The 21,982-nt window shown below is 61.7% G+C and carries 19 protein-coding genes; 12 read left to right on the forward strand and 7 right to left on the reverse strand.

Annotated elements, in window-relative coordinates; all coding sequences use genetic code 11:
• Window positions 1–59 precede the first annotated feature (59 nt).
• From B2S33_RS15105 to B2S33_RS15115, 3 genes are read right to left on the reverse strand one after another with little or no spacing between them, the layout of a single operon-like run.
• Window positions 60–1,040, reverse strand: a complete 981-nt coding sequence (locus tag B2S33_RS15105; protein WP_023536214.1) for an alpha-L-glutamate ligase-like protein — start codon at window positions 1,038–1,040, stop codon at window positions 60–62.
• Window positions 1,040–2,575, reverse strand: coding sequence for an inactive transglutaminase family protein (locus B2S33_RS15110; protein WP_027914607.1), 1,536 nt, complete (start codon window positions 2,573–2,575; stop codon window positions 1,040–1,042). The genes B2S33_RS15105 and B2S33_RS15110 overlap by 1 nt, the downstream gene beginning before the upstream one ends.
• Before the next feature lie 5 nt (window positions 2,576–2,580).
• Entirely contained in the window at window positions 2,581–3,117 is a 537-nt protein-coding gene (locus B2S33_RS15115; protein ID WP_027914608.1) for an ATP-dependent zinc protease, read from the reverse strand.
• A gap of 294 nt (window positions 3,118–3,411) precedes the next feature.
• On the opposite strand from B2S33_RS15115, the gene B2S33_RS15120 reads away from it, so the two are divergent.
• The 5 genes from B2S33_RS15120 to prpF all read left to right on the forward strand — a co-directional run bounded on the left by B2S33_RS15120 (window position 3,412) and on the right by prpF (window position 10,194).
• Window positions 3,412–4,128 (forward strand): GntR family transcriptional regulator, encoded by a 717-nt coding sequence (locus tag B2S33_RS15120; RefSeq protein WP_288650585.1) that lies wholly within the window; start codon window positions 3,412–3,414, stop codon window positions 4,126–4,128.
• Window positions 4,125–5,015 (forward strand): methylisocitrate lyase, encoded by an 891-nt coding sequence (gene prpB, locus B2S33_RS15125; protein WP_028686938.1) that lies wholly within the window; start codon window positions 4,125–4,127, stop codon window positions 5,013–5,015. Before B2S33_RS15120 ends, prpB begins: the two co-directional genes overlap by 4 nt.
• 95 nt (window positions 5,016–5,110) lie before the next feature.
• On the forward strand, window positions 5,111–6,238 hold the full coding sequence (gene prpC, locus B2S33_RS15130; RefSeq protein ID WP_027914611.1) for a bifunctional 2-methylcitrate synthase/citrate synthase: 1,128 nt from the start codon (window positions 5,111–5,113) through the stop codon (window positions 6,236–6,238).
• A gap of 105 nt (window positions 6,239–6,343) precedes the next feature.
• Window positions 6,344–8,935 (forward strand): Fe/S-dependent 2-methylisocitrate dehydratase AcnD, encoded by a 2,592-nt coding sequence (gene acnD, locus B2S33_RS15135; RefSeq protein ID WP_049696267.1) that lies wholly within the window; start codon window positions 6,344–6,346, stop codon window positions 8,933–8,935.
• 68 nt (window positions 8,936–9,003) lie between these two features.
• Window positions 9,004–10,194, forward strand: coding sequence for a 2-methylaconitate cis-trans isomerase PrpF (gene prpF / locus B2S33_RS15140; RefSeq protein ID WP_088522995.1), 1,191 nt, complete (start codon window positions 9,004–9,006; stop codon window positions 10,192–10,194).
• A gap of 143 nt (window positions 10,195–10,337) precedes the next feature.
• Here prpF and acnB read toward each other — a convergent pair whose 3' ends face one another.
• Window positions 10,338–12,947, reverse strand: coding sequence for a bifunctional aconitate hydratase 2/2-methylisocitrate dehydratase (gene acnB / locus B2S33_RS15145; protein WP_028686940.1), 2,610 nt, complete (start codon window positions 12,945–12,947; stop codon window positions 10,338–10,340).
• Window positions 12,948–13,351: 404 nt separating this feature from the next.
• On the opposite strand from acnB, the gene B2S33_RS15150 reads away from it, so the two are divergent.
• Both B2S33_RS15150 and B2S33_RS15155 read left to right on the forward strand, forming a co-directional pair.
• A complete protein-coding gene (locus B2S33_RS15150) occupies window positions 13,352–13,819 on the forward strand; it encodes a DUF1289 domain-containing protein (RefSeq protein WP_023536066.1) in 468 nt (155 codons plus the stop codon).
• Between the two features lie 197 nt (window positions 13,820–14,016).
• Window positions 14,017–15,255, forward strand: a complete 1,239-nt coding sequence (locus tag B2S33_RS15155) for a hypothetical protein (RefSeq protein ID WP_288650586.1) — start codon at window positions 14,017–14,019, stop codon at window positions 15,253–15,255.
• A 125-nt stretch (window positions 15,256–15,380) separates the two neighbouring features.
• On the opposite strand, the gene queD is transcribed toward B2S33_RS15155, so the two are convergent.
• Both queD and B2S33_RS15165 read right to left on the reverse strand, forming a co-directional pair.
• The gene (queD, locus tag B2S33_RS15160) at window positions 15,381–15,737 is read right to left on the reverse strand and encodes a 6-carboxytetrahydropterin synthase QueD (protein WP_033695042.1); all 357 of its coding nucleotides are present in this window, start codon (window positions 15,735–15,737) and stop codon (window positions 15,381–15,383) included.
• 52 nt (window positions 15,738–15,789) lie between these two features.
• Window positions 15,790–16,869, reverse strand: coding sequence for a patatin-like phospholipase family protein (locus B2S33_RS15165; protein WP_028686942.1), 1,080 nt, complete (start codon window positions 16,867–16,869; stop codon window positions 15,790–15,792).
• Window positions 16,870–17,044: 175 nt separating this feature from the next.
• Here B2S33_RS15165 and B2S33_RS15170 point away from each other — a divergent pair, with 175 nt between their 5' ends.
• The 5 genes from B2S33_RS15170 to B2S33_RS15190 all read left to right on the forward strand — a co-directional run bounded on the left by B2S33_RS15170 (window position 17,045) and on the right by B2S33_RS15190 (window position 21,046).
• The gene (locus B2S33_RS15170; RefSeq protein WP_027914619.1) at window positions 17,045–17,353 is read left to right on the forward strand and encodes a PepSY domain-containing protein; all 309 of its coding nucleotides are present in this window, start codon (window positions 17,045–17,047) and stop codon (window positions 17,351–17,353) included.
• Window positions 17,353–17,667: a PepSY domain-containing protein gene (locus B2S33_RS15175; RefSeq protein WP_027914620.1), complete on the forward strand. Its 315-nt coding sequence runs from the start codon at window positions 17,353–17,355 to the stop codon at window positions 17,665–17,667. Before B2S33_RS15170 ends, B2S33_RS15175 begins: the two co-directional genes overlap by 1 nt.
• Entirely contained in the window at window positions 17,668–18,336 is a 669-nt protein-coding gene (locus B2S33_RS15180) for a response regulator transcription factor (RefSeq protein ID WP_027914621.1), read from the forward strand.
• Window positions 18,333–19,652 carry a sensor histidine kinase gene (locus tag B2S33_RS15185; protein WP_049696189.1) on the forward strand — a complete coding sequence of 440 codons (1,320 nt, stop codon included), beginning with the start codon at window positions 18,333–18,335 and terminating at the stop codon, window positions 19,650–19,652. Before B2S33_RS15180 ends, B2S33_RS15185 begins: the two co-directional genes overlap by 4 nt.
• 239 nt (window positions 19,653–19,891) lie before the next feature.
• The gene (locus B2S33_RS15190) at window positions 19,892–21,046 is read left to right on the forward strand and encodes an HPP family protein (RefSeq protein ID WP_027914623.1); all 1,155 of its coding nucleotides are present in this window, start codon (window positions 19,892–19,894) and stop codon (window positions 21,044–21,046) included.
• Here the strand turns inward: B2S33_RS15190 and B2S33_RS15195 are convergent.
• Window positions 21,020–21,886, reverse strand: coding sequence for a LysR family transcriptional regulator (locus tag B2S33_RS15195; RefSeq protein ID WP_028686945.1), 867 nt, complete (start codon window positions 21,884–21,886; stop codon window positions 21,020–21,022). The two genes, B2S33_RS15190 and B2S33_RS15195, sit on opposite strands and share 27 nt — an antisense overlap.
• Between the last annotated feature and the right edge of the window lie 96 nt (window positions 21,887–21,982).

Genomic DNA, 21,982 nt, shown 5'->3' on the forward strand with positions numbered 1-21,982 from the left:
TAGCGTCAGGGCGACATTCGCCATCTTCATCTTGCCGGGGCTGGTGGTCAGCCCCCTTCTCAGTGGCCGGGCCTGTGGCCGAATAGCCCTTGGGCCACGCGCACGCGTTGCTCGGCGTCTTCGGTCACACCCTCTTTGGCCAGTGCCTCAAGGTGCGCCTCGATCGCATGGGTGCGTTGCGTCAGGCCGCAATCGTTGGCGATCTGGATGTTCAGCCCTGGACGCGCGTTGAGCTCGAGGATCAGTGGGCCTTTCTCCTGATCCAGCACCATGTCCACGCCAATGTAGCCCAGGCCGCACAGCTCATAGCAGCCGGCTGCCAGCTTCATGAACCCGTCCCAAGTCGGCAGCTGCACGCCGTCCACTGCGTTGGTGGTATCGGGGTGCTTGCTGATGATGTTGTTCAGCCAGGTACCTCGCAGCGTCACACCCGTGGCCAGGTCCACGCCTACGCCGATGGCGCCTTGGTGCAGGTTGGCCTTGCCGCCGGACTGGCGCGTGGGCAAGCGCAGCATGGCCATGACCGGGTAGCCCATCAGGACGATGATGCGGATGTCCGGCACGCCTTCATAGCTGATGCTCTTGAAGATCTGGTCCGGGGTGACCCTGTACTCGATCAGGGCGCGGTCGCGATGGCCGCCGAGCGAGTAAAGCCCGGTGAGGATGCTGGAAATCTGGTGCTCGATTTCTTCATGGCTGATGATCTTGCCGGACACCGTCCGATAGCGGTCTTCGAAACGGTCGGCGATGACCATGATGCCATCACCCCCGGCACCCTGAGCTGGCTTGATCACGAAGTCGCTGCGCCCGCCGATGATCTCGTCGAGCTTCTCGATCTGCTTTTCAGTCTCGATGACACCGTACATTTCCGGCACGTGGATGCCGGCTGCCAGCGCGCGCTCTTTGGTGATGATCTTGTCGTCGACGATCGGGTACAGGTGGCGCTTGTTGTACTTGAGTACATAGTCTGCATTGCGCCGATTGATACCCATGATGCCCCGGGCCTCCAGGGCTTTCCACGTCTTGATCAGGCCGAACATCAGGCGTCCGCCTTCTTCAGGAATGCCTTGAAGCGGACCAGCTCGGTCAGGCGGTAGCCGCGGTAGCGACCCATTGCCAGCATGAAGCCCACCAGGATCAACAGTACGGCCGGGAAGGTGAACACGAAGTAGACCAGCTCCGGCACCATCATCAGCAAGTGAGCCAGAGACGCGGCGAACAAGGTGCCGATGGCCACTTTCATGGCATGACCGCCGCCGCGTTCCTCCCAGGTGATCGACAGGCGTTCGATGGTCATGGTCAGGATCACCATCGGGAACAGCGCAACCGACAAGCCGCGCTCAAGGCCCAGTTTGTGGCTGAACAGGCTGATGGCGGCGATCAACACCACGACGAATGTCAGCACCACCGAAAGGCGGGGCAGCATCTGCAGCTTCAGGTGTTCGAGGTAGGAGCGCAGCGATAGCCCAAGCGCGGTGATGACGGTGAACAGCACGATCCCGAAGCCCAGCTGTGTTTCGCGGAAGGCCAGGGCGATCAGGACCGGTGTGAAAGTGCCCAGGGTCTGGATGCCGATCAGGTTGCGCAGCACCAGAATCACCAGCACGCCGATGGGGATCATGACCATGATCATGAAGGTCTGCTGGGTCTGCAGTGGCAGCCCGTACAGGGAGTATTCGAGGAAGTCGGCGTCGGTGTTCTCGTCCGTCAGCTTGGCCAGGCGGATGGCGTTCATCTCGCTGTTGTTCATGCTGAAGGTTACGTTGGCCCGCTTGCCGCCATCGACCGTGATCAGGTTGTCATCCCCGGTCCACCACAGCAGCCGATCGTTGGGCAGGCCTTGCTCACCGGTTTCGGGGTTGAAATACAGCCAGTCATTGCCGTTGAAGCTGCGCAACCACAGTTCCGGGGTTTGTGGGGTGTCGGCCACCAGGCGGATCGTGTGCACCTTCTCCATCGGCACGTGAGCGATGGACAGCAGCAGGTCAATGACCTGCGCTTTCTTCATCGGCGAGGTATCGCCTGCCAGCAGCAGCTTGACGTTGTCGTCGTTGAGGTTGTTGACGCGCTTGATGGTTTCGCTGACGAACGTCTCGACATCAGCCGAATGCTGACGAATCGGTGCCATCAAAGCTTCGGCGGCGATTTTCTCAGGGCCTTCTACTGCAAGGCTGTCGCGGAAAGTCGGGCCCTTGACCTTGGCTTTCTCAGTGCTGTAGCGCTTGGTCAGCACCAGCCGGTAGTACAGGGTCTGATTGCCGCTGGCGCGCCGAGCGGACCAGGTGACCTTGCGGTTGCCATCGGCGCGGTTGACGCTCACACCATAGTTGTTGGAGATGAAGCTTTCGTTGAGGCTCACATAATCCCGATTCAGGGGCGGCACGAACATCTGGACCTTAACCGGGTCCTTGGTGCTGGCCACAAATTCGATCTTGGCATCGATGTTCCACAGATCGTCCGTTTCATCCTCGGTCACCGGGATGCCAAGTACGAAGATCTGATAAGCCGTGACCGCTACGCCCAGCAACACCAGGACGGTGATCAGGACTTTCAGATGGAGGGTAAGAGAGCGCATCGGAATTACTCTGCTTTGGGAGCGTCGGTGGCACAGGCAGGTTTGCCGGCCGCATATTTAAGGCTTGGGTCGACCAGGGCGTCGAAATGCTTCAAGGCCTCCGAGCCGATCAACAATGGGAACTGGAAAGCGCTGCGATCGGTGAGGTTGACTTCGATGGTGCGCGTGGCCTGGCCCATGCAGATGTCCAGCTCGATGACGGGGCGCGCGGTGTAGGCCTTGCCCGATTCGGCGTCGTAGTCGCCAGCCCTGCGCTTGATCTTGCTAACGCGCGCCAGCGGGCGTTCGATGGGATGGGAATGGGCAGCGTCAATGGCCAGATAGAAACGCACCCAGCTTTCACCATTGCGCTTGAAACGCTTGATGTCGCGGGCGCTGAGCGAGGCAGTCTTGGCCCCGGTGTCGAGCTTGGCCGCCACTTCGAGGTCGAGGTCGCCAAGGCGAGCATATTCGTTCAGACCGTACACGGTCTTGCCGGCTGCCTGGCTCAGGGCCGGCAACAGGAGGAGGCTAATCAGCAAAGCAAAGGGTGTCAGTTTCATAGTCCTGGCGCGGTATTGTGCAAGGTTCGGGGTAAGGCGACTGGCAACGGCTGCACAAGCTTCCTCGTTGATCTGCCGGCACCATGCTGGCGGGGCAGACGGGCTATCCATACTCCATCGAAGGCGCGGCATTCTATCACGCCGACGTATTGACGCCAGCGGTGCGCGATCTGACACCCTGATCGGAAGCTAGTTTCTTGGAACGGTTATTGTCGACAATCAGGGATAATGTTTTGACCAGTTCCGGCCGTTAAGCTAGATTGGTGGCAATTACTTAGTCATGGTGTCAACAATATGCAGGTGCTTTCACCCAGTGACGCTGCTGGCAACGAGGAATCGGAAACCCTGTCCGAGCATGTGTTCAGGCGGATTCAAGCGGCCATTGTGCGGGGGGACATAGCCCCAGGGAGCAAGATTTCCGAGCCGGAGCTTGCCCGCACCTATGGCATCAGCCGAGGCCCGCTGCGTGAAGCCATTCACCGCCTCGAGGGCCAGCGCCTGCTGGTTCGTGTGCCCCATGTGGGCGCACGTGTGGTTTCACTGAGCCACGCCGAACTCATCGAACTCTATGAAATCCGCGAGTCGCTCGAAGGCATGGCCTGCCGCCTGGCGGCCGAGCGCATGGGCAGGGCCGAGATCGACGAGCTGCGCCAGGTGCTGGAAACCCATGAGCGCGATGCTACCTTTCAGGCGGGCGTAGGCTACTACCAGCAGGAGGGTGACTACGATTTTCACTATCGCATCATCCAGGGCAGTGGCAACCAGACCTTGGTCAAGATGCTCTGCGGCGAGCTGTACCAACTGGTGCGCATGTACCGTATCCAGTTCTCGGCCACACCCAATCGGCCACGCCAAGCTTTCGCCGAGCACCACCGCATCCTGGACGCGATCGCCGAGGGTGACGGCGAGTTGGCCGAGCTGTTGATGCGCCGTCACATCGCTGCGTCCAAACGCAACATCGAGCGCCATTACCAAGGCGACCACACCCCCAGCACACGAGGTGAAAAATGACCGTCAAGAGCACCCCAGGCCAGCGTTTTCGCGATGCAGTGGCCGCCGAGCGCCCGCTGCAAGTCGTTGGCGCCATCAATGCCAACCACGCCTTGCTGGCCAAGCGTGCCGGCTTCAAGGCCATTTACCTGTCCGGCGGCGGTGTGGCGGCAGGCTCGCTTGGCTTGCCTGACCTGGGCATCAGTGGCCTGGACGACGTGCTGACCGACGTCAGGCGCATCACCGATGTGTGCGACCTGCCGTTGCTGGTGGACGTGGACACCGGTTTCGGCGCCTCGGCCTTCAACGTTGCCCGTACCGTGCGCGCCATGAGCAAGTTTGGCGCCGCAGCCATTCACATCGAGGATCAGGTAGGCGCCAAACGTTGTGGCCACCGTCCGAACAAGGAAATCGTCACCCAGCAGGAGATGGTCGATCGTATCAAGGCGGCGGTCGATGCCCGCACCGATGACAGCTTCGTGATCATGGCCCGTACCGATGCGCTGGCGGTCGAGGGGCTCAATGCGGCGCTGGATCGGGCGGCCGCCTGTGTCGAGGCCGGTGCGGACATGATTTTCCCCGAAGCCATCACCGAACTTGCGATGTACAAGACCTTCGCCGACCGGGTCAAGGCTCCCATCCTGGCCAACATCACCGAGTTCGGCGCCACCCCTCTGTACACCACCGAAGAACTGGGCTCGGTCGATGTGTCGCTGGTGCTGTATCCACTGTCGGCGTTCCGCGCCATGAACAAGGCTGCCGAAAACGTCTACGCGGCCCTGCGCCGCGACGGCACGCAGAAGAACGTCATCGATACCATGCAGACACGCATGGAGCTTTACGAGGCCATTGGGTACCACGCTTTCGAGCAGCATCTCGATGCATTGTTTGCACAGAAAAAAGGCTGACCTGCCAGCTGAGCGCGCTGCAGCGCCCAGGTTCAGGGGTAAGTAAGGGTTAGCCAGCCAGCATTCCATAACAAGTTCAAGAAAGGAGAAGCACCATGGCCGAAGCAAAAGTACTCAGCGGCGCAGGCCTGCGCGGTCAGGTTGCCGGGCAGACGGCCCTGTCGACGGTCGGTCAGGCCGGCGCTGGGCTAACCTATCGGGGCTATGATGTCCGGGACCTGGCCGCCCATGCCGAATTCGAGGAGGTGGCTTACCTGTTGTTGTATGGCGAGCTGCCCTGCCAAGCCGAGCTTGCCGACTACAAGCACAAGCTCAAAGGCCTGCGCGACCTGCCGCAGGCGTTGAAAGAAGTACTGGAGCGCATCCCGCGCGACGCTCACCCGATGGACGTGATGCGCACGGGCTGCTCCGTGCTCGGAACCCTCGAGCCCGAGCTCACCTTCGATGCCCAGCGCGACAAGACCGACCGGCTCCTGGCCGTCTTCCCGGCGATCATGTGTTACTGGTACCGCTTCAGCCATCACGGCGTGCGCATCGATTGCGTCAGCGACCAAGACACCTTGGGCGGCCACTTCCTGCAGTTGCTCCATGGCAAGCCGCCCAGCGAGCTGCATGTGAAGGTGATGAACGTATCGCTCATTCTCTACGCCGAGCACGAGTTCAATGCCTCCACGTTCACCGCCCGGGTGTGTGCCTCGACCCTTTCAGACTTGTACTCCTGCGTCACCGCCGCCATCGGCTCGCTGCGCGGCCCGCTGCACGGCGGTGCCAACGAGGCGGCCATGGAGCTGATCGAGCGCTTCCAGAGCCCGCAGCAAGCGTCGACCGAGTTGCTGCACATGCTCGAGCGCAAGGACAAGATCATGGGGTTTGGCCATGCCATCTACAAAGAGTCCGACCCGCGTAACGAGGTGATCAAAGGCTGGTCCAAGCGCCTTGCCGATGAAGTGGGCGACACGGTGCTGTACCCGGTGTCCGAAGCCATCGACAAGACCATGTGGGAGCAGAAGCGCTTGTTCCCCAACGCCGACTTCTACCATGCCTCGGCGTATCACTTCATGGGCATACCGACCAAGCTGTTCACCCCAATTTTCGTCTGCTCGCGGCTTACCGGCTGGGCAGCGCATGTGTTCGAGCAACGTGAGAACAATCGCATCATCCGTCCGAGCGCCGAATACACCGGCGTCGAACAGCGTCAGTTCGTGCCGATCGAGCAGCGCTGATGGGCGCCCACCCCGCGCAGGTCTTGTTGGCCTCGCGGGGTGGCCCAGCATGTCTGCCCGCACGCGCACCCTTGAACGCCATCCGTGACCGAGCCTGATAACGATATGAATACTGCCTACCGCAAAGCCTTGCCAGGCACCGACCTGGATTATTTCGATGCCCGCGCTGCCGTCGAGGCCATCAAACCCGGCGCCTATCAGGGCTTGCCCTATACCTCGCGCGTGCTGGCCGAGAACCTGGTGCGCCGCTGCAGCCCCGGCACGCTCCAGGCGTCGTTGGCCCAGCTGATAGAGCGCAAGCGCGACCTGGATTTCCCTTGGTATCCGGCCCGGGTCGTCTGTCATGACATCCTGGGTCAGACCGCGCTGGTCGACCTGGCCGGCTTGCGCGATGCCATCGCCGACAAGGGCGGTGACCCTGCCCAGGTCAACCCGGTGGTGCCCGTACAGCTGATCGTCGATCACTCACTGGCCGTCGAGTGTGGCGGCTATGATCCCCAGGCGTTCGAACGCAACAGGGCCATCGAGGATCGCCGCAACGAAGACCGCTTCCATTTCATCAACTGGACCAAGAAAGCGTTCAAGAACGTCGATGTCATCCCGCCTGGCAACGGCATCATGCACCAGATCAACCTGGAGAAGATGTCGCCCGTGGTACACAACGATCACGGCGTGGCCTACCCGGACACCTGTGTCGGCACCGACAGCCACACCCCTCATGTGGACGCATTGGGCGTGATTGCCATCGGCGTGGGAGGGCTTGAGGCCGAGAACGTCATGCTCGGGCGCGCCTCCTGGATGCGTCTGCCGGAAATCATCGGCGTCCAGCTCACCGGCAAGCTGGCGCCCAACCTGACGGCAACCGACTTGGTATTAGCCCTGACCGAATTTCTGCGCAAGCAGAAGGTGGTCGGCGCCTACCTCGAATTCCATGGAGAAGGCGCCCGTGCTCTGACGCTCGGCGATCGCGCCACCATCTCCAACATGGCTCCAGAATATGGCGCCACGGCGGCCATGTTCGCCATCGATCAACAGACCATCGACTACCTGCGCCTGACGGGCCGCGAGGAACAGCAGGTCGCACTGGTAGAGACCTACGCCAAGGCCACGGGTCTATGGGCCGACAGCTTTGCCGACGCAGTCTACGAGCGCACACTGGACTTCGATCTCTCCAGCGTAGTGCGCACCATGGCGGGCCCCTCAAACCCCCATGCCCGGGTGGCCACCAGCGAGCTGGCCGTCAAGGGGATTGCGGGTGCCTGGGAGCAGGTACCCGGGCAGATGCCGGACGGGGCGGTGATCATTGCAGCCATCACCAGCTGCACCAACACCAGCAACCCGCGCAACGTGATTGCCGCCGGGTTGCTGGCACGCAATGCCAACAGGCTGGGGCTGGCGCGCAAGCCTTGGGTCAAGTCATCGCTTGCTCCTGGATCCAGGGCTGTACAGCTGTACTTGGAAGAGGCGGGCCTGGAGGCGGAGCTCGAAGCGTTGGGCTTCGGCATCGTCGCTTTTGCTTGCACCACCTGCAATGGCATGTCCGGCGCCCTCGACCCGACCATCCAGCAGGAAATCATCGACCGGGACCTGTACACCACCGCGGTGCTGTCTGGTAACCGAAACTTCGATGGCCGTATTCACCCGTATGCCAAACAGGCATTTCTGGCGTCCCCACCCTTGGTCGTGGCCTACGCCATCGCGGGTACGATCCGTTTCGATATCGAGAAGGATGTGCTGGGTGTGGCATCGGATGGGCGGGAAATCCGCCTCAAGGATATCTGGCCCAGCGATGACGAAATCGATGCGATGGTTCGCGCTGCGGTCAAGCCCGAACAGTTCCGCAAGGTCTACATTCCCATGTTCGCCGTGGAGCAGGACCACGGGCCCAAGGTCGCGCCGCTGTACGACTGGCGTCCCATGAGCACCTACATCCGTCGCCCACCCTACTGGGAAGGCGCCTTGGCTGGGGTGCGCACCTTGCGTGGCATGCGCCCACTGGCGTTACTGCCGGACAACATCACCACCGATCACCTGTCGCCCTCCAATGCCATCATGCTCGACAGCGCAGCGGGAGAGTACCTGGCCAAAATGGGCTTGCCTGAAGAAGACTTCAATTCCTATGCCACCCACCGTGGAGATCACCTCACGGCTCAGCGCGCCACCTTCGCCAACCCCAAGCTGTTCAACGAGATGGTGCGCAACGAAGATGGCAGTGTAAGGCAGGGCTCGCTGGCACGCCTTGAGCCCGAAGGCCGAGTCATGCGCATGTGGGAAGCGATCGAGACCTACATGCAGCGTAAGCAGCCGCTGATCATCGTGGCCGGTGCCGATTACGGCCAGGGCTCTTCACGCGACTGGGCTGCCAAAGGGGTTCGTCTGGCAGGCGTGGAGGCCATCGTCGCCGAGGGGTTTGAGCGCATCCACCGCACGAACCTGGTGGGTATGGGCGTCTTGCCCCTCGAATTCATGCCAGGTACAGACCGTAAGGTACTGGGCCTGGATGGCAGCGAAACCTATGACGTGATCGGCACCCGTACACCGCGCGCCACCCTGACCCTGGTGGTTACCCGTCGCAACGGAGAGCGTTTTGACGTACCGGTGACCTGTCGCCTGGATACGGCCGAAGAGGTGTCGATCTACGAAGCGGGCGGTGTGTTGCAACGTTTTGCCCAGGACTTCCTCGAAGCGACCGTTTAACGCGACGTGGCCGCATTGCGGCCCTAGGCGCCCGCCCTGGCTCGGGCCCATCCAAGAGGCTTCAATTAATGGCACATGCACCTCAAATCAAGATTCCGGCCACTTATATCCGTGGCGGCACCAGCAAAGGCGTGTTCTTCCGTTTGCAAGATCTGCCGGAACAAGCGCAAACGCCAGGTCCGGCACGCGATGCCTTGCTGCTGCGGGTAATCGGCAGCCCCGACCCCTATGGCAAGCAGATCGACGGCATGGGCGGGGCAACGTCCAGCACCAGCAAGGTCGTGATCCTGTCCGCCAGCGAGCGGCCTGATCATGATGTGGACTACCTGTTCGGCCAGGTCAGTATCGACAAGCCTTTCGTGGACTGGAGTGGCAATTGCGGCAACCTTTCCGCGGCAGTAGGTGCGTTCGCCATCGGCAGTGGCCTGGTAGACCCCACGCAGTTAGCCGGCACCGGTGTCGCCACGGTGCGTATCTGGCAGGCCAACATCGGCAAGACCATCGTGGCTCATGTGCCGATGGACAACGGTCAGGTGCAGGAGACCGGCGACTTCGAGCTTGATGGCGTGACGTTCCCGGCCGCCGAAGTGCAGCTGGAGTTTCTTGATCCGGCTGCCGACGACGATGGAGAAGGCGGGGCGATGTTCCCTACCGGTAACCTGGTGGACGATCTGGAGGTGCCAGGGGTTGGCACCTTCAAGGCTACGTTGATCAATGCCGGTATCCCAACGGTGTTTCTCAATGCAGCCGACCTTGGCTACAGCGGTATGGAGTTGCAGGATGCCATCAATGGAGATCCGGCTGCCCTGGAGCGGTTCGAGACGATACGGGCCCATGGTGCGCTGCGCATGGGGCTGATCGAGCATGTAGAGCAGGCTGCCGCCCGCCAGCATACCCCCAAGGTGGCATTCTTGGCGCCGGCACATGCCTATCTCGCCTCAAGTGGCAAGCAGGTCAGGGCGGAAGATATCGACTTGCTGGTGCGCGCCATGTCCATGGGTAAGCTGCATCACGCGATGATGGGCACTGCTGCCGTCGCGATCGGCACGGCGGCGGCCATCCCAGGGACACTGGTAAACCTGGCTGCAGGCGGCGGTGAGCGCAGTGCAGTACGCTTCGGGCATCCATCGGGCACCCTGCGGGTTGGTGCAGAAGCACGCCTGGTCAATGGGCAGTGGTCGGTGACCAAGGCCATCATGAGTCGTAGCGCTCGCGTGTTGATGGAAGGCTGGGTGCGCGTTCCTGGTGATAGCTTCTGACAGGCGTGCTCGCCGCCGCCTGGTCACGTTCACGAAGGCGTCTGCAGGTCTTTAGCAGGTGCCCGACCGTTTGAAATGGCAAAAAAAAGCCCCGGCATCACTGCCGGGGCTTTTTTCATGCAGCCAGTCGATGGCTGCCTGGCTTACGCCTGGACCACTGGGATCTTGGCGTTGGCGGCCGCTTCGCGGAACTCGGCGATCTGGTCGAAGCTCAGGTAGCGGTAGACGTCGGCAGACATGCTGTCGATGTCCTTGGCGTACTGCATGTACTCTTCGACGGTCGGCAGCTTGCCGATGATCGAAGCCACCGCAGCCAGCTCGGCCGATGCCAGGTACACGTTGGTGGCGTCGCCCAGGCGGTTCGGGAAGTTACGGGTCGAGGTCGACACCACGGTCGAACCGGTCTGGACTCGCGCCTGGTTACCCATGCACAGGGAGCAGCCTGGCATTTCCATCCGCGCACCGGCTTTGCCGTAAATGCCGTAGTAGCCTTCTTCGGTCAGCTGGTGTGCATCCATCTTGGTCGGCGGGGCCAGCCACAGACGGGTCGGAATACCGCCCTTGACCTTTTCCAGCAGCTTGCCAGCGGCGCGGAAGTGGCCAATGTTGGTCATGCACGAGCCGATGAAGACTTCGTCGATCTTCTCACCCTGTACCGAGGACAGCAAGCGAGCATCGTCCGGGTCGTTCGGGGCGCAGAGCACAGGCTCCTTGACGTCGGCCAGGTCGATTTCGATGATTTCGGCGTATTCGGCATCGGCGTCGGCCGACAGCAGTTCAGGGTTGGCCAGCCAGGCTTCCATGGCCTGGGCGCGACGCTCCAGGGTGCGTGCATCGCCGTAGCCTTCGCCGATCATCCAGCGCAGCAGGGTGATGTTGGACTTCAGGTACTCGGCAATGGCTTTTTCCGGCAGCTTGATGGTGCAACCGGCAGCCGAACGTTCAGCCGAAGCGTCCGAGAGCTCGAAGGCCTGCTCGACGGTCAGTTCGTCCAGGCCTTCGATTTCAAGGATGCGACCGGAGAAGGCGTTTTTCTTGCCCTTCTTCTCGACGGTCAGCAGGCCTTGCTGGATGGCGTAGTAAGGGATGGCGTGCACCAGGTCACGCAGGGTGATGCCAGGTTGCAGCTTGCCTTTGAAGCGCACCAGGATCGACTCTGGCATGTCCAGCGGCATGACGCCGGTGGCGGCAGCGAAGGCTACCAGGCCGGAGCCTGCAGGGAAGGAGATGCCGATCGGGAAGCGGGTGTGCGAGTCGCCACCGGTACCCACGGTATCGGGCATCAGCATGCGGTTCAGCCAGCTGTGGATGATGCCGTCCCCTGGGCGCAACGACACGCCGCCACGGGTGCGGATGAAGTCTGGCAGGGTATGGTGGGTGGTGACGTCGATTGGCTTCGGATAGGCCGCAGTGTGGCAGAACGACTGCATCACCAGGTCGGCGGAGAAGCCCAGGCAAGCCAGATCCTTGAGTTCGTCACGGGTCATGGGGCCAGTGGTGTCCTGGGAACCCACGGTGGTCATCTTCGGCTCGCAGTAGGCGCCTGGGCGAACGCCCTGGCCTTCCGGCAGGCCACACGCACGGCCGACCATCTTCTGCGCCAGAGTGAAGCCCTTGCCGGTATCGGCAGGCTGCTCTTGTTTCTTGAACAGGTCCGATGGGCCCTGGCCAAGCTCGGCACGGGCTTTTTCGGTCAGGCCGCGGCCGACGATCAGAGGGATACGGCCACCGGCACGCACTTCGTCGAGCAGCACTTCGGTCTTGAGCGCGAACGTGGTTACCAGCTCATCGCTTTCGTGACGGCGTACTTCACCTTTGAACGGGTAGACGTCGATCACGTCGCCCATGGCCAGGTCGGTGCAGTCGAACTCGATCGGCAGGGCGCCGGCGTCTTCCATGGTGTTGTAGAAGATCGGGGCGATCTTGGTGCCGAAGCAGAAACCGCCAGCACGCTTGTTTGGCACGTACGGGATATCGTCACCGAAGAACCACAGCACCGAGTTGGTGGCGGATTTGCGCGAAGAACCGGTACCCACCACGTCACCCACGTAGGCGACCGGGTAGCCCTTGGCCCTGACTGCTTCGATCTGAGCCAGCGGGCCCACCGAGCCTGGTTGCTGAGGCTCGATGCCGTCGCGGGCCATTTTCAGCATGGCCAGGGCGTGCAGCGGGATGTCAGGGCGCGACCAGGCATCTGGGGCAGGGGACAGGTCGTCGGTGTTGGTTTCGCCAGGCACCTTGAACACGGTCAGGGTGTATTTCTCGGCGATGGCCGGGCGCGAGGTGAACCACTCGCCGGCGGCCCAGGATTCCAGCACGGCCTTGGCATGAGCATTGCCGGCCTTGGCTTTTTCAGCCACGTCATGGAAGGCATCGAACATCAGCAGGGTGTGCTTGAGCTGCTCGGCCGCGACGGCGCCCAGCTCGGCGTCATCCAGCAGCACAACCAGCGTCTCGATGTTGTAGCCGCCCTGCATGGTGCCCAGCAGTTCGGTGGCGTGCTTGCGATCGATCAGCGGCGAAGTGGCTTCGCCCTTGGCGAGAGCCGAAAGGAAAGCAGCCTTGACATAGGCCGCCTCATCGACGCCAGGCGGTACGCGGTTGGTGAGCAGGTCTACGAGGAAGGCTTCTTCGCCGGCCGGCGGGTTTTTCAGCAACTCGACCAGGCCTGCAGTTTGTTCGGCGTTCAGCGGCTGGGGCACGATACCCAGCGCGGCGCGCTCTTCGATGTGTTTGCGGTAGGCTTCAAGCACAGTTATTTCCCTCATCAGTGGCCCCTTTAAGGGGTCCGGGACGCTCATCCAGCATTCCTTGCACCCATGCGCCGTCATGGCTTCTTGGGCCGCCTGGCCAGGGTCGCAAGAAATCCTTGCGGAAGCTGCTTTCAAAGTTTTACGCCTGCAGAACGAGTATCTGATGAGGGCTGGCTCGGGCCTGCGGGGATGCAGGCCCGGACCAACGTCGTTCTGCCGGATCAACTGTGCTCGTGACGCTTTGAAAACAGCTTCCAACGGACATTGTTGCCTTCGAAAAGGCCGGATGATTCTACGGTATAAATCGCTGGAAGGTAAGGCGGCGATGATGACTTTAGCGGGTGACCCTGGTTAGACAAAGGGCTAACATGGCCGCGTACTCCACCTTCAAGCCGTTGTATTTCATGTCCAACAAGTCCATCAAAACGCCCTGCGTCGGCCTGTGTTCCACGGTTTATGGGGACACCGTATGCCGGGGATGCAAGCGTTTCCACCATGAGGTCATCCACTGGAATGGCTACGACGATGCGCAGAAACGCGCGGTTTGGTTACGCCTGGAGCAACTGCTGGTTCAGGTGATGATGGCCAAGCTTGAGGTGTTCGACAAAGGCGTGCTGCGCCAGCAACTGGAGCAGCGTGCCATACGGTATGTCGAGCAGCAGTCCGAGTACTGCTGGGCCTACCAGCTCATTGCCAGGGGCGCGCGCATGATTCGGGATTTGGAGGCCTACGGCATGGCCTTGCTGCCCGAGTTCCGCGACTGGGAACTGCCGCAACTGCGCGATGCGATTGATCGTGAGTTCTTTCTGTTGTCAGAGGCGCATTACCAGCGCTACATCGCGCCATCGTTTCTCAACAGCGCGTTGGAGTAGTCGTCTTCTCCTCTACTTCGCTGTTTGGCCCTCCACTAGCGTCGAGCTTGCGATTCAAGGGGGACCTCGGTCAGTGCCAGCGGGGGTGAACTCAGGTCGATCGATTCGACATTCTTGATGTAGAGCGCTTCCTTCTGCAATGCGCGGCCGGCGTTGCTTAGCGTTTAGCTCACATTGCGACCCAAGAGTGAGCCATCATGGCCGACTACATTTATCATCCTGAACTCTCGTTTCTTGCCCGCTGCTGGTGGCAGTTGACCGACGAGCTGATTCAGCCGGATCGATGGTGGGACTACCAGGACAAGCTTGCCCCTATGTGGCTTCACGTCGGCGGGGCCGGTATCCACAACGATCATTGGTATAACTACTGGCGAGCTGAGCCCGAGGGAAAGGGGCCACTGCAACTGGCGCCAGAGGACTACACCAAGGACGGTCACCGGTATGGCGAGCTGTTCTGGTTCGGTGCCTACGTTGCTGCCTCAGGGGAGGATGGGGCGAAGTTGTGCTACGAAATCCGGCCTTACGACAGCGGGTGGCGGCCGTTGAACCGTATCCTCTACAACAATCCCTCTACGGTGTCGGGGTACGTTGCGGTCAAACGCGAGAATGAGCCAAGCGCCGGGCAGCCGCGTCTTTCCAATCCCACCCATTTATGGTCGGTGCAGGCGATGAACTACGCCGGTATCAAGCGCGGTGCGCGAATGTGCAACCTGATTCTGGAGAATGCCCAAGGGCATCGCGTAAGGCGCTATAAAGAAGCTGACGCATCGCTCATCAATACCGTACGCGGCGAGCCTGGCCGGATAGCACTGGAGATTCTCGACTATGGTCATCAGGCTCGCGAGTGGGCTTGGGGAACGGCGCTGGAAAAGGCGCGTGCCAGGTACAGATTTCAGCCTCAATACAGCTTCATTGGACGTGCCTGGTGGCGGCCTGACGGTGAATCAACCGCAGGAGGCCTGGTAACGGCAAGGTTCGACGAAGGCAGTGAGTGGTCTCCCAGAGCTGGGCTAGTGGTCGAGAAGAATGATTTCTTTGGGAATCGCTGGAACATCGCCGAATTTCGCATGGCATGCGACCACTTTTGGTTTGCCGCCTACAGCGATGGGAACAGCCATGTCTATGAGCTATGGCCGCTCGACAGTCACGGCAGGCGCCTCGACTTTACCCTAAGAGAGCAGCGCGGTTGGACGACAAGCCTGGCCAAGCGCTGGACCAGCCAGCGAGCGCTTCCGGACTTTCTCTGGAAGCTCGAAGGACTTGATCCCAAAACCTTGGACGAAGGTACATCTGTCCTCAATGTGCAGTTGCAGCACTTGAGCGGCGGACCTGCGACGTTGCTGTGGCCCCAGCATGGCCGTCGGTTGATCACGGGCCAGCAAGGACAGCACGGTTCGCTAACGATTCACGTGCTGGAGACGGCTGCCCGCTGCTGATCGGGTGGAGTTGGATCGGGGCAGGTTCGCTGCTGGGCCCCCAGGACGCCGGACCAGGCAAGGCTAGGCGTTGTGGGCGTGGGCTTGGGCGTGAGCGTCAGCGCTTGACGAGCCTGCCTACGGGCTCAGTCCCCGCTGTATTCGCAACCACTGGTGCACGTCTCGTGGATACGCACCTTGGACAGTTCTGGCAGCAACGGTTTGACCTGATCCCAGATCCATTTGGCGATGACTTCGCTGGTGGGGTTTTCCAGGCCAGGGATGTCGTTCAGGTAGTTATGGTCGAGCTGCTCGTAGATAGGTTTGAACACCGCCTTAATTTCGGCGAAGTCGCGAATCCAGCCGGTATGCGGATCGAGTGGACCCGTCAGATGAAGGCCGACCTTGAACGAATGCCCATGTAGACGCCCGCATTTATGGCCTTCGGGCACATGGGGAAGGCGGTGGGCGGATTCGAACGTAAATTCTTTGAAGATTTCCACGCAGTCAAACTCTGTCTGAATCAATAATGCGCGCAGTTTACCAGCATGCCCATCACAAGGCTTGCAGTCGTTCATGCAGCCGCCCGGTGGCGACCAATTCCAGAAACTCATCGCCCAGGCGTTGGCTTTCATCGATGGCCTTGTACCAGTAGCGCTTGCGCGCCGGTGCATCGCCCATGAAGCGCTTGAAGTCGTTTCGATCGGGCAGCTTCCCGTGAGGCAGGGTTGCCAGGTAGGCCGGCGAGGGCGCCAGCAGCAGTACGTTCTGCAGGCGCCTGGCATCGCCCTTGCGCCACGGCAGGGCCTTGTCGAACCAGCCAGGGACGACCTTGTCGGTGAAGTGCGGGTAGACCACCAGGTCATCGCCCCCGTAGGGCAGGTCAAGGTGGTAGTCCAGCAGCCCGCCATCGCGGTACATACCGGAGCCGGCTCCAGGTATGTCCCGTACTCCCTCCATGACCATGGGGATCGAACCCGAGGCAAGCAGGGCATGACGCAGGTTAGCCAGGTCCAGCGGCAGGCAGCGCGTCGGGAAATCCGTCAGGGCATCAAGCGGTGGCTGGCTGCGGCTGTCGTGCAGAATCACGCGCTCGAAATGTCGGGCCAGGCGAGATCTGCCCAGCAGGTTGCTGGCGATCACCGAGCCAAGGCCCATACCCAGTCGGCCGCGATGATCGTGAGCGAGCTGGCCATGGCTTTTGACGACCAGGATGTTCAACCGGTACGCCGGGTTCGCCAGCACCTGGCCGTCACGACCCTGCAACAGGTCATCGAGCATGCGTTGGCAACTGCGCGTGATCTGGGCCGGGGTGACGCCTTTTGCAAAATCCTGCTCGGTATAGAGCACCCCTAGCCGCCGCAACCCGGCAACCGGGTCGTCAAGGCAGGCGCTTGCAAAGCGCCAGGCGCCAATCGATGCGCCGATCAGCGCGCGCGGGCGAGGGGCCGATGGCAGGAACTGGCCGAACAGCGCCAGGTCCAGGCCCTGAATGCCCAACGGTTTCGGCCCCCCTGCTGCACCTGGGAGCACGCCGACGTCGACAGCCTGCAGCCCGCGCTCTCTGATTTGGCGCAAGGCGCGATAGCCAGCCTTCAGGGTAAGGGCGGGGTACTTGACGTGTATGGCGCTCATGGTGGTCCTCTGCGGCGACGGGCGCAGCATTATAGAGTGATGCAGCAGTTCGAGGCGTGTCCGGGTGTCTGCCGGCTGCGCTATCATGCGGCCAGCTGTTTTCAGGTTGAGTTAAGGACTGCTGGTTAATGTTGATTGCGTAGACAACGTGTACAGCATTATGGAGAAACGAACGATGAAAACCTTGACTGCACTGTTCACCGCCGCTGCCCTGTCGTTGGGTGCCACTGCTGCATTCGCCAAGGATGTGCAGCCTGACGAAGTGGTCAAACTGGTCAACGACAAGACCATCAAGTCCCTGGATGAACTCAAGAAGGCCGCGATTGCCAAGCACCCGGGTTCCACCGTCAAGGACTCGGAACTTGAAGACGAATACGGCCGCTACGTGTACAAGGTCGAACTGCGCGATCCCCAGAATGTGGAGTGGGACGTGGCCTTCGATGCCAAGACCGGTGAGCTGCTGAAGGATGAGCGAGACAACTGATGAACCCACCACCACGGGCAGCGCGCTATCTGGCCCTCGCCCTGCTGGCCGCGTGCTCGCTGGCCGCTGCCCGTGACCTGGACCAGGATGAGGCACTGGCTTTGCGCCAGAAGGGCGTGATTCTACCGCTAGAACACCTGCTGGAGACGGCCATGGCCCGTCACCCAGGCGCGCGTTTGCTGGAGGCAGAGCTTGAAGAAGACGACGACCGCTATGAGTACGAGGTCGAGTTGCTGACGGTTGACGGCGTAGTACGGGAAATCAAGCTCGATGCTGCTACTGGCGCCCTGCTCAAAGATGAGGAAGATGACTGAATGCGCTTGTTGCTTGTCGAGGATAACGTCCCGTTGGCAGACGAACTCACCACGGCGCTGCAGCGTCAGGGGTACGCCGTCGACTGGCTGGCCGATGGCCGTGATGCGGTCTATCAGGGCCAGTGCGAACCGTACGACCTGATCATCCTGGACCTTGGTCTGCCAGGGTTGCCTGGCCTCGAAGTCCTGGCGCAGTGGCGTGCAGGCGGTCTACTGACACCCGTACTCATCCTGACGGCACGTGGTTCCTGGGCCGAGCGCATCGAAGGCCTGAAGACCGGCGCCGACGATTACCTCAGCAAACCTTTTCACCCCGAAGAATTGCAATTACGCATTCAGGCGCTGCTGCGCCGCGCGCGTGGACTTGCCAACCAGCCAAAGCTCGAAGCTGCCGGCTTGCATCTGGACGAGCGTCGCCAATGCGTGAGTCGCGAGGGCGTCGATATTCAGCTCACGGCTGCAGAATTTCGCCTGTTGCGCTATTTCATGTTGCATCCCCAGCAGATCTTGTCCAAAAGCCACCTGGCTGAGCACCTCTACGATGGCGAGACCGAGCGCGACTCCAACGTGCTCGAGGTTCACGTCAACCACTTGCGCCGCAAGCTTGGCCGTACGGTGATCGAGACACGGCGCGGCCAGGGCTACCTATACGCCGGGAGCGCTGCGTGAAGTCGATCCAGGCGCGGCTCAGCCTGGGCCTGATTGCCGTGCTGGTGGTAGTCGGGGTGGTACTGGCGCAGCTGACGCTATGGCTGTTCGAAGCCGGGTTGCAACGCTACCTGGAAAACGGCCTGCGCAACGAAAGCGAGAACCTGCTGGTAGCACTGGTGCGCGGGCCTGCAGGCATGCAGCTCGACGAGCAACGCATCTCGGCGGCTTATCAGCGGCCGTTTTCTGGCTACTACTTTCGCATCGACTTTGCCCAAGGCACTTGGCGTTCACGCTCCTTGTGGGACATGAACCTGCCCAAACCGTCGGCCCCTGGTCTGTCGGACCGGCACGAGCTTGGTCCTGAGGGGCAGGAGTTGCTGACGCTGCGTGCTGATTACCGGCGCCTGGGGCAGGATATATCCATCAGTGTCGCCCAAGATTACTCGCCTGTCCGCCAAGGCTTCCGGCGCCTTCAGCAAATTGGGCTGGGCATGGGCCTGGTCGCGCTGGCCCTGGTGCTGGTGCTTCAGCGCATGACCGTCACCCGCTCGCTGCGCCCACTGGAGCGGGCTCGACAGCAAATCGCCCAGTTGCAGCAGGGTCAGCGCTCCCAACTCGATGCCCAAGTACCCAGTGAGCTGGTGCCGTTGGTTGGCCAGATCAACCATTTGCTCAGCCATACCGAAGACAGCCTGCGACGCTCGCGCAATGCACTGGGCAACCTGGGCCATGCCCTGAAAACACCTCTGGCGGTACTGCTTAGCCTGGCGTCCAACGAGCGCCTGCAGGGCTTGCCTGAGGTGCGTGCACAGATGCGCGAGCAGTTGCAGCAGATCGAGCAGCGCCTGGCCCGCGAGCTCAACCGCGCACGCCTGGCAGGCGATGCGTTGCCAGGTGCGCAATTTGCCTGTGATGAGGAGTTGCCAGGGTTGCTGAGCACCTTGGGCATGATCCATGGCGAGGGCCTGGTGCTGAGCCATGCCGTGCCATCTGGCCTGCTGCTGCCCTGGGATCGCGAAGACATGCTGGAACTGCTGGGCAACCTGCTGGATAACGCCTGCAAATGGGCGGACAGTGAGGTGCACCTGGGCATCGCAACCTCCGAGGACCATTACCAGCTGTGGGTCGACGACGACGGCCCTGGCATCCCCTATCAGCAACGTGTGCAAGTGCTCGAACGGGGTTCTCGCCTTGACGAGGAAGTCGATGGGCACGGTCTGGGGCTGGGCATCGTGCGTGACATCGTCCAGGCCTGGGGTGGGCAGCTGCAACTGCTAGAAAGCCCGATGGGCGGATTGCGTGTGAATATCCAATTGCCGCGCCGTAGCCTGTGACCAGCGCTGAGTCCCACAGCGCGGCCCGGTTCCCACTTCCCAGCAGGCAAACAGCTGTACTGCAAAAAAAATGCACCACTGCCACATTTTTTTGAATTAGCCCAAATCGACGTCGCTCGGCAGAATCGCTCCTCGTAGCCTTCGCTCGTCGGCGTCCAAGACAACTGTCAATACCGCGCACCACTGGCCAAGGCTTACGGTTCCTCTTTCGTCCAGACCTATACAGAACCCGAAACGACATGCCTGCCTCGCGTACCGAACGTCTTCTGCAGTGGCTATTACCTGCCCCCATGAACATCCCTCCCACCCAATGGCTGCGTGCCGGTGTCGGCGCATTGGTCGGCCTGTTCCTGGCAGGCTGGCTCACGAGCCTGGCTTATGGCCCGGATATCGCCTTGCACCTGCTCGGGCCGTTGGCAGCCTCGGCGGTGCTGGTGTTCGCCGTTCATTCAGGCCCCCTGGCACAGCCTTGGCCAGTGCTTGGCAGCTATGCCTTGGCCGGCATCGTTGGCTTGGCAATGCGGGACGGTTTTGGTCCCGGGCTTTGGGTCGCTGCCGCCGCCCTGGGTCTGTCCATCCTGGTGATGTGCTTGCTGCGCTGCCTGCACCCGCCCGGTGGCGCAGTGGCGGTCAGTGCGGTTCTGGCCGACCCAGGGCTGACCGCCCTGGGTGACCATCTGCTGGAGCCGGTACTGCTCAACGCGCTGATTCTCGTCGCGGTGGCCATCGTCTATAACCGCTTGACCGGTGTGCGCTACCCCAAAGGCGCTGCACCGCGTAAGGATTTGCACCACACTCACGACCCGCTGCCAAGTGAGCGCGTCGGCATCCGCAGTGAAGACCTGGATCAGGCGTTGGAAGAGTTGGGCGAGTTCGTCGACGTAACCCGTGACGAGTTGGAGCGCATCATCCTCGCCACCGAGCAGCACGCCCTGCAGCGCAGCCTAGGGGGCATCACGGCGGCGTCGGTGATGTCGAAGGACGTACAGTTCGTCAGCCCTGACACCACCTTGCAGCAAGCCTGGAAGCTGCTCGACAGCCATCATGTCAAGACCCTGCCGGTGGTGCAGGACGGCGCATTGGTGGGGATCGTCAGCCTGAGCGACCTGGTAGGCCCGGCCATGCAGCAGGCGCGTTTGAGCTGGCGGGGGCTGTTCGGGCGCAAGCCCGTGCGCATGGCGCAGGTGATGAGCCGCCGGGTCGTCAGTGTCAGCAGCCAACACCCGTTGGAGCGCCTGCTGCCGCTGCTGTGCGAGCAGGGGCTGCACTGCCTGCCGGTGCTCGACGGCGACGTGCTGGTAGGGGTGGTCACCCAGACCGACCTGATCGCCGGGCTCAAGCGCCAGTTGCTCAGCAGCGCCAATGCCTCAGAGCGTCGGATCCCAGCGTTGTGACCAGTCGCTGGCCTCGGCTGCGATAAGCCGGCGCAGGATGCCAAGGGCCTGTTGCAACGCGTCGCTGTCACGCTCGCGGGCGTAGACCAGAAAAGTGGGGTAGGTAAATTCCGGCGCGTGGGGTACGCGCTCGAAGACGCCACTGTCCAAGTAAGCCTGCACCACTCGCGTGCGAAAATAGCCGCTCCCGCCCTTGTCGAGGATGAACTGCAAGGCAAGCGGCCCCAGGTTAAAGCGCAGTGCGGCGCGGGCGCAGTCGGGCAGGGCGGCGTCATGTTGCCGGCGGAACGCCTCACCCCAGTCGATGTAGATGTACGGCTCCGGCCGCTCGACCCGCCGGATCCGCACCAGCTTTTCTTCCATCAGCTGCTCCACCTGCAAGCCCGGCCCGTAGATCGGCTGGTACACCAGCGCGGCGTCAAGTACGCCCATCTCCACCTTGCGCAGCAATGATTCGCCATCGCTCACTTCGCTGTGGATGCTCTGGCCAGGAAGCTCCTGGTACAGCGCAGTGACCCAGTCGAGCATCATCGGGTTGCCAAGGCTCACCTCGCCGCCAAGGTGCAGCACCTGCTGATAGCCCGGTGGCAGGGGTAGGTCGCGTCGTGCTGCCTCCCAAGTCTGCACCAGCTGGTTGGCATACCCGACGAAGGCTTCGCCGTGGCTGGTCAGGCGGGCGCCAGTCCGGCTTCTTGTGAACAGGGTGCAGCCCAGTTGCTGCTCGAGCCGCTGCAACCTGGCAGTGACTGCTGTCTGCGACACGCACAGGCGCTCTGCAGCCGCCACCAGGCTGCCACTGCGCACGACCTCCAGAAAAGTGCGGGCCTGATCGATGTCCATTGAGGTACTCACCGTAAAAACTGGTCGCTATTCTAGTGAGTTTATCGCCGCATTGAATGGCTTTTGCCCACGCTGCAAAAATGCAGGTCAGTTAGG

It is taken from the genome of Pseudomonas sp. UBA5568, assembly GCF_002425525.1.
GTDB classification, from domain to species: Bacteria; Pseudomonadota; Gammaproteobacteria; order Pseudomonadales; family Pseudomonadaceae; genus Aquipseudomonas; species Aquipseudomonas fulva.

Excerpts from the sequence above, each read along its gene's own strand:
- B2S33_RS15105 (WP_023536214.1), bottom strand. The coding sequence starts at position 1,040 with ATGTTCGGCCTGATCAAGACGTGGAAAGCCCTGGAGGCCCGGGGCATC.
- B2S33_RS15110 (WP_027914607.1), bottom strand. The coding sequence starts at position 2,575 with ATGCGCTCTCTTACCCTCCATCTGAAAGTCCTGATCACCGTCCTGGTG.
- B2S33_RS15115 (WP_027914608.1), bottom strand. The coding sequence starts at position 3,117 with ATGAAACTGACACCCTTTGCTTTGCTGATTAGCCTCCTCCTGTTGCCG.
- B2S33_RS15120 (WP_288650585.1), top strand. The coding sequence starts at position 3,412 with ATGCAGGTGCTTTCACCCAGTGACGCTGCTGGCAACGAGGAATCGGAA.
- prpB (WP_028686938.1), top strand. The coding sequence starts at position 4,125 with ATGACCGTCAAGAGCACCCCAGGCCAGCGTTTTCGCGATGCAGTGGCC.
- prpC (WP_027914611.1), top strand. The coding sequence starts at position 5,111 with ATGGCCGAAGCAAAAGTACTCAGCGGCGCAGGCCTGCGCGGTCAGGTT.
- acnD (WP_049696267.1), top strand. The coding sequence starts at position 6,344 with ATGAATACTGCCTACCGCAAAGCCTTGCCAGGCACCGACCTGGATTAT.
- prpF (WP_088522995.1), top strand. The coding sequence starts at position 9,004 with ATGGCACATGCACCTCAAATCAAGATTCCGGCCACTTATATCCGTGGC.
- B2S33_RS15150 (WP_023536066.1), top strand. The coding sequence starts at position 13,352 with ATGTCCAACAAGTCCATCAAAACGCCCTGCGTCGGCCTGTGTTCCACG.
- B2S33_RS15155 (WP_288650586.1), top strand. The coding sequence starts at position 14,017 with ATGGCCGACTACATTTATCATCCTGAACTCTCGTTTCTTGCCCGCTGC.
- B2S33_RS15165 (WP_028686942.1), bottom strand. The coding sequence starts at position 16,869 with ATGAGCGCCATACACGTCAAGTACCCCGCCCTTACCCTGAAGGCTGGC.
- B2S33_RS15170 (WP_027914619.1), top strand. The coding sequence starts at position 17,045 with ATGAAAACCTTGACTGCACTGTTCACCGCCGCTGCCCTGTCGTTGGGT.
- B2S33_RS15175 (WP_027914620.1), top strand. The coding sequence starts at position 17,353 with ATGAACCCACCACCACGGGCAGCGCGCTATCTGGCCCTCGCCCTGCTG.
- B2S33_RS15180 (WP_027914621.1), top strand. The coding sequence starts at position 17,668 with ATGCGCTTGTTGCTTGTCGAGGATAACGTCCCGTTGGCAGACGAACTC.
- B2S33_RS15190 (WP_027914623.1), top strand. The coding sequence starts at position 19,892 with ATGCCTGCCTCGCGTACCGAACGTCTTCTGCAGTGGCTATTACCTGCC.
- B2S33_RS15195 (WP_028686945.1), bottom strand. The coding sequence starts at position 21,886 with ATGGACATCGATCAGGCCCGCACTTTTCTGGAGGTCGTGCGCAGTGGC.